Genomic DNA, 3,061 nt, shown 5'->3' on the forward strand with positions numbered 1-3,061 from the left:
CCAAAGAAAATGTTTTTATGATTATTGAACCTTCAAGTGATATTGGAAACAAATTAATCAAACATTTAAACAAAGATGGTTATTTTAAATTTAGAGGATTATTTGAAAATTTTAGTAAATATCATGAATACGATGAAAATGATATTAGAATGATTTTCTTAAAAATAGACGGTCAGACTTATATATGTAAATCAAAAAGCAAAAGTTTTAGTGTTATTAAAAGTGATAATATTGTAACTGTATCATTAGATATAATAAGACTTAATAAAGACGGTGGTTATAAAAAAAGCACCTATAGACTGGCTGGTGTTGGATTTGATTTAGTTTATGGAAGAGTAATAGTATTACAGAAAAAATAATACTATTGCTTTATGATTAAATATTTCGAAAATATGATCATGATAGCTGCGTTTAATCCATTTATATTATCTTTTCAACAAAAAATATACAATATTTTACAAAAATTTATAAACGTGGAGGAATAATATATGCTATTTAAACTACATTTTAATAATAACTTGGATGATAAATTTTTAAAAGAACTTAAAAAGAAAAGTAAAAACACCCTTAAATTCAATAGCAAGCAGTATAAGTTATTATCAAAAATTGCAGATGAAAATATCAAAAAAGATAACTATAGATATGCTGAAATATATGCTAAATTAGTGAAGTGATTTTTATTCTTCTAATCATATTGATTTCTTAGCTTGTTGTATTGTTAATTTTAGTGAAAAAGACGTCCATATTGCGGACGTCTTTTCATAAATTATGTAAAACTAATTATTTGCACATTAAATTTTTTATAAATTAAAACATTAATTACTTATATGTCCTTTATCTTTTATCTTATCTACAACCATTGATACATACTCATGACATAATTCATCACTTGTTGCTTCTACCATAACCCTTATTACTGGTTCTGTTCCACTTTCTCTTACTAGTATTCTTCCTGTATCTCCTAGTTTTTCTTCTACTTCATTGATTGTAGCTATTACATCTTTATCGTTTCTTGCTTCCTGTTTACTTTTAACTTTAACGTTTTCTAAATATTGGGGATACATTGTTAATCCTTCATACAGTTCACTAACTTTTTTCTTTCTTGATAACATCGCCTGCATGATCTTTAAAGACGTTAGAATTCCATCACCGGTTGTTGCATATTTTCTAAAAATAATATGTCCTGATTCTTCTCCACCAATTATATAGTTGTTTTTTGACATACTTTCATATACATATTTATCTCCAACTTTAGTTTTATCATAACTGATTCCCAATTCATCAAACGCTTTATATAAACCAAAATTGGACATTACTGTAGTTACAACTGTATTATTGATCAGTTTATCTCTTTCTTTCATATATTTTCCATAAATATATAAAATATGATCTCCAGTAACAACATTCCCTTTTTCATCAACACATAAGCATCTGTCTGCATCTCCATCATAAGCAAAACCAATATCAAGATTATTTTCGATTACAAACTTCTGTAATCCTTCTATATGTGTTGATCCACAATTTGTATTAATATTAAAACCATCAGGATTAGCATTGATTACATAAGTTTTTGCTCCTAAAGCATCAAAAACAGCTTTAGCAATATTCCAGCTTGCGCCATTAGCACAATCTAATCCAACCTTAATACCTTTAAATGAATAAACACCAAGTGAAATTAAATAACCTATATAACGGTTTCTTCCAGAAACATAATCAACACTTTTTCCAATTCTGTTTTCAACAGCAAAAGGTAATTCTATATTACTGTCTAAATAAGTTTCTATCTTTTCAATAGTTTCCTCATCCATCTTTTCACCCAGATGATTCAATATTTTAATACCATTATCATGATATGGATTATGACTGGCACTAATCATAACACCACAGTCAAAATCATCCAATCTTGTTATATAAGCAACACTAGGTGTTGTTGTAACATGCATTAAATATGCATCAGCGCCACTGGCTACTATTCCTCCAACAAGAGTATATTCAAACATATATGAACTTCTTCTTGTATCTTTTCCGATAACAATTTTAGCCGGTTCACTAATTCCTTTCTTTTTTCTTTCTTCATTGTAATACCAGCCTAGAAAACGTCCAATTTTATAAGCATGATCAGCCGTCAACTCCACATTAGCATTACCTCTAAATCCATCAGTTCCAAAATACTTTCCCACTTTTCTTCTTCCTCTTAAAAAGTATATAAATTAAAGCATAAAGAACTAATATAATTAAATATTACATGTATATAATATTTATCTATTTATAGTTCTTATTTTCTCCATACCATTTTGTTAACTATTCCTGTATATGACTGAATAATCTTTACTACTTTAATACTTACATTTTCTTCGATATAATCAGATACTGGTATTCCTAAATCATTACTTTTATTCATTTCTACTGCTGTTTCTACAGCCTGGAGCAATGAACGTTCATCAATGCCAGCTAAAATAAAGCATCCTTTATCTAATGCTTCCGGTCTTTCGGTACTTGTTCTTATACATACTGCCGGAAATGATTTACCAATGCTTGTAAAATAAGAACTTTCTTCTGGTAAAGTACCACTGTCACTTACTACTGCAAAGGCATTCATCTGTAAATTATTGTAGTCATGAAACCCTAACGGTTCATGCTGAATCACTCTCGAATCTAGTTTAAAGCCACTTTCCTGTAATCTTTTTTTGCTTCTTGGATGACATGAATATAATATTGGCATATCGTATTTTTCAGCTATTTTATTTACTGCATTAAACAGTGATAAAAAATTTTTTTCGGTGTCGATATTTTCTTCCCGATGAGCGCTTAAAAGAATATATCCCTGCTTTTGTAAATGAAGTTTATCCAATATAGTAGATTTTTTAATTTCTTCTAGATTATTAGATAATACCTCCGCCATAGGTGATCCGGTTACATAAGTTCTTTCTTTTGGAAGTCCACATTCATGCAGATATTTTCTGGCATGTTCACTGTAAGCTAAATTAACATCGCTAATGATATCAACTATTCTTCGATTGGTTTCTTCAGGTAAACATTCATCTTTGCATCTGTTCCCCGC

Annotated in this window: 4 protein-coding genes; 2 read left to right on the forward strand and 2 right to left on the reverse strand. The window is 28.9% G+C overall.

Translation table 11 applies throughout. The annotated features are described in order from the left end of the window. Together J7M77_RS03030 and J7M77_RS03035 are read left to right on the forward strand one after the other, a co-directional pair. Window positions 1–359, forward strand: a 359-nt coding sequence (locus J7M77_RS03030) for a hypothetical protein (RefSeq protein WP_296875865.1), incomplete at its 5' end; no start/stop codon positions are given. A 129-nt stretch (window positions 360–488) separates the two neighbouring features. Next, on the forward strand, window positions 489–674 hold the full coding sequence (locus J7M77_RS03035; RefSeq protein ID WP_296875867.1) for a hypothetical protein: 186 nt from the start codon (window positions 489–491) through the stop codon (window positions 672–674). Window positions 675–815: 141 nt separating this feature from the next. Here the strand turns inward: J7M77_RS03035 and glmM are convergent, their stop codons facing one another. Both glmM and J7M77_RS03045 read right to left on the reverse strand, forming a co-directional pair. Then, a complete protein-coding gene (glmM, locus tag J7M77_RS03040) occupies window positions 816–2,180 on the reverse strand; it encodes a phosphoglucosamine mutase (protein ID WP_296875869.1) in 1,365 nt (454 codons plus the stop codon). A 95-nt stretch (window positions 2,181–2,275) separates the two neighbouring features. Next, window positions 2,276–3,061: UDP-N-acetylglucosamine 2-epimerase (locus J7M77_RS03045; protein ID WP_296875871.1), on the reverse strand; the 786-nt coding region annotated here is incomplete at its 5' end.

This window comes from Thomasclavelia sp. (assembly GCF_017889095.1).
Taxonomy (GTDB): Bacteria; Bacillota_I; Bacilli_A; order Erysipelotrichales; family Coprobacillaceae; genus Thomasclavelia.

Excerpts from the sequence above, each read along its gene's own strand:
- J7M77_RS03035 (WP_296875867.1), top strand. The coding sequence starts at position 489 with ATGCTATTTAAACTACATTTTAATAATAACTTGGATGATAAATTTTTA.